This window comes from uncultured Microbacterium sp. (assembly GCF_963521695.1).
Taxonomy (GTDB): Bacteria; Actinomycetota; Actinomycetes; order Actinomycetales; family Microbacteriaceae; genus Microbacterium.
In genome coordinates this window covers 1-2,949 of the sequence record NZ_CAUQWC010000318.1, presented here as the reverse complement: position 1 = coordinate 2,949, position 2,949 = coordinate 1, and the positions used below count along the sequence as shown (strand labels likewise).

Here is a 2,949-nt window from a genome sequence, read left to right as displayed (position 1 = left end):
CGTAGATCGCCGCTTCCTCGTCGATCCAGCGCAGCAGGCTGCCGCCGAACAGCGTCCCGTTCGCATTCAGGTCCTCGGGCTTCACCCACTTGCGGGTGTGGAAGTTGATGCCGTCATCCGAGGGATGCCACTGCGGTTCCGTCACCCCTCCCACGCTACTCCCGCGCCGTCTGCCGAACCTCCGCGCGGCGGGCTCCCCGCGCAGAGAGACAGAACCACCCGTCCGTCGTCACCTCAGCGCCAATCGCATCAGCACCGAGTCCCCGTGAACGTCATCCCGTTCCCGCTCCCCGGTGTCGACGAACCCGAGCTTGCGCAGCACGTTGAGAGACGCGGCATTCCAGGCGCGCACGGTCGAAGCCAGGCGGCCGTAGCCGAGTGAAGCCGCCCGGTCGAGGATCAGCCGCGACGACTCGGTCGCGTAGCCGCGACCCCAGAACTCGCGGACGAATTCGAAAGCCAGCTCCGGCTCCTCGGGCGTGCCGACGCTGTTCGCAACGAGACCGCAGTATCCGACGGGGATGCCGGATTCCCGAAGCTCCACGACGCACAGACCCGGCGCGGGCTCCGGCCGGTACGTGCGCAGCCACTGCTGCAGGTCGGCCAGGGTGGGGTGACCGTCGGCGCTGATCCGCCGCCGGGCGGGAACCCGCGGATCGCGCTGCTCCCACAGCCGGCGGTGAAAGGCCGCATCCTCTTCGGCCCAGGGTCGAAGCCGGAGACGTTCCGACTGCATGTCGTGCATGGCGGCGATATGCGTCAGCGCGCGCTCACGGCGCGGGCGCGTACTCCGGACACAGATGGATGCCGGAGAGTACGACGACCGCGCTGGCCTCCGGCTCCGAGATCGCGCCGCCCTTGATCGAGTCGAAGACCTCTTTCGGAGTGAGGCCCTCGTCGAACGCCTTGCAGACCGCCTGGCCGAGGTCGATCCACAGGCCCGGGTTGGACAGATCGGTCTGCGGCAATTGCTGGCGCAGGGCGCGGAAGTAGGCGGATTCCTGTGCGAGGACGTCTTCGGTCGCCGAGCTCGTCTGTGTCGGCGCCGCCGAGGCCGGTCGCGACGGCGAGACGGGGAGTGCGCCGCACCCCGAGAGCATCCCGGCCGCCAGGACCGCGGCCGCCAGGGCACCGATCTTCCTCATGCCGCGAGCGTAGGCGAACACCTGTTCGCAGACGAGGGGTGTCATCCCCCTCCGTCCGTTCGGGGGCCGAGAGTAGCGTCGGTCGTGAGCACACGGAAGGGGCACACGATGAGCAGGACCATCAGCATCGACCTGGCGGGCAAGACCGCCGTGGTCACCGGGTCTACGCAGGGGATCGGCCTGGCGATCGCGCGGAGTCTGCACGCAGCCGGGGCCGACGTCGTCGTCAACGGTCGCACGGTCCAGCGCGTCGAGCAGGCCGTGTCGAACCTCGGGGAGGGAGTTCGGGGGGTGGCCGCCGACGTCACCACCGCCGAGGGCGCCGAGCAGCTTGTGCGGGAGGTCGGGCGCGTCGACGTGCTCGTCAATAACCTCGGAATCTTCGGTTCCACCCCCGCGCTCGACATCGACGACGACGAGTGGCATCGCTTCCTCGACACCAACGTTGTCTCCGCCGCCCGACTCATCCGCCTGACGTTGCCGGGCATGATGGAGCGCGGATGGGGGCGGGTGCTCAACATCGCGAGCGACTCAGCCGTCGTCATCCCCGAGGAGATGATCCACTACGGCGCATCCAAGAGCGCGCTGCTGGCGGTCTCCCGCGGATTCGCGAAGGCGGCGGCCGGAACCGGTGTCACCGTCAACTCGGTGATCGCCGGCCCGACGCACACGGAGGGAGTCGAGGACTTCGTCTATGAGCTCGTCGATCGCGAACTGCCGTGGGAGGAAGCGCAGCGAGAGTTCATGAAGACCGCGCGACCGCAGTCGCTCATCCGCCGCCTCATCGAGCCGGAGGAGATCGCCAACATGGTGACCTACCTGGCGTCGCCGCTGGCTTCGGCCACCACCGGTGGCGCACTGCGCGTCGACGGGGGATACGTCGACAGCATCCTGCCCTGACGCGTTCACCGAGCCGGAGTGCCGTCGCTAGATGTGTCGACGGGCTCGGCGGCCCTGTGTGAGAGGGTGCCCGACGGACGCAGCCACCGCGGGTGCCGTGCGCACCGCCGTGACTGAAACGCCAGCGCGCCGGATCAGCGCAGCAGCGCTTCGACCGCCGCCACCCGCTCCTCCGCCGTCCCCGTGATCTCACGCACCAGCAGATGCCCGCCGACCAGGTCGGGGTCGTCGATGAGGTCGAGCAGCACGTCGTTCATCGTCTCGCGCAGCTCGAGGTGCTCGTCGTCGGAGACGTGGATGGGATCCCGCGCGGTGAGCGGGAGGACGACCAGCACGTCGACGGTCCGCATCGCCGCGACGACCCGCGCAGTGGCCCGCTCGCGGATCCCGTCGTCGAGGGGGCGGCCCGACAGCTCGGCGAGAGCGAGGAGGTAGGCGAGGAAGTCGAGGGGTCCGCGTTCGGCGATGACGTCCGTCGCGGTCTCCTCCGCCAGCCGGTCGGCCGACAGTCGAAGCTGCGCGGTGAACATCGCCGCCGAGGGCGAGTCCGAGGCGTCGTCGAGCAACTCGAACGGATCCGGGAGGACCGTGAACCCCGGATGCCGGAGGGCGAAGTCCGCGATGAGGGTGCTCTTCCCGCTGGCGTGGGTTCCCGAGACGACGATGCGCACGGCGCGAGACTACCGGGGCCGAGCGTGCGGGGTCTCCTGCGGCGAGATTCGAGCGCCGGGGCCCCGGGCCCCGCGCTTCGAGCTCCGAGCCTCCGCTCCGCCCCCTATGCCCGAGGCTCGAGCGCCGAGCCCCGTGCCCGGAGCCTCAGTCACCGCGCCTCAGCCCCCGAGCCCAACCCCCGCCGTCAGCTCCCCGGCCGCAGCGACGCGATGAAGTCGAGCTTGTCGAGCAC

At 70.0% G+C, this 2,949-nt stretch carries 4 protein-coding genes and 1 pseudogene; 1 reads left to right on the top strand and 4 read right to left on the bottom strand.

Annotation, left to right across the window (positions count from 1 at the left end; all coding sequences use genetic code 11):
* The 3 genes and pseudogenes from RWP81_RS15805 to RWP81_RS15795 all read right to left on the bottom strand — a co-directional run.
* Positions 1 to 145: pseudogene (locus tag RWP81_RS15805) on the bottom strand (acyl-CoA thioesterase); the annotation flags it as partial.
* An 84-nt stretch (positions 146 to 229) separates the two neighbouring features.
* Positions 230 to 745, bottom strand: coding sequence for a GNAT family N-acetyltransferase (locus tag RWP81_RS15800; RefSeq protein ID WP_314457706.1), 516 nt, complete (start codon positions 743 to 745; stop codon positions 230 to 232).
* Positions 746 to 770: 25 nt separating this feature from the next.
* On the bottom strand, positions 771 to 1,145 hold the full coding sequence (locus RWP81_RS15795) for a DUF732 domain-containing protein (protein ID WP_314457704.1): 375 nt from the start codon (positions 1,143 to 1,145) through the stop codon (positions 771 to 773).
* A 108-nt stretch (positions 1,146 to 1,253) separates the two neighbouring features.
* Here RWP81_RS15795 and RWP81_RS15790 point away from each other — a divergent pair, with 108 nt between their 5' ends.
* Complete coding sequence (locus RWP81_RS15790; protein ID WP_399540623.1) at positions 1,254 to 2,045, top strand: SDR family NAD(P)-dependent oxidoreductase; 792 nt, start codon at positions 1,254 to 1,256, stop codon at positions 2,043 to 2,045.
* Between the two features lie 134 nt (positions 2,046 to 2,179).
* Here the strand turns inward: RWP81_RS15790 and RWP81_RS15785 are convergent, their stop codons facing one another.
* Entirely contained in the window at positions 2,180 to 2,716 is a 537-nt protein-coding gene (locus tag RWP81_RS15785) for an AAA family ATPase (protein ID WP_314457702.1), read from the bottom strand.
* Positions 2,717 to 2,949 lie beyond the last annotated feature (233 nt).

Excerpts from the sequence above, each read along its gene's own strand:
- RWP81_RS15795 (WP_314457704.1), bottom strand. The coding sequence starts at position 1,145 with ATGAGGAAGATCGGTGCCCTGGCGGCCGCGGTCCTGGCGGCCGGGATG.
- RWP81_RS15800 (WP_314457706.1), bottom strand. The coding sequence starts at position 745 with ATGCACGACATGCAGTCGGAACGTCTCCGGCTTCGACCCTGGGCCGAA.
- RWP81_RS15790 (WP_399540623.1), top strand. The coding sequence starts at position 1,254 with ATGAGCAGGACCATCAGCATCGACCTGGCGGGCAAGACCGCCGTGGTC.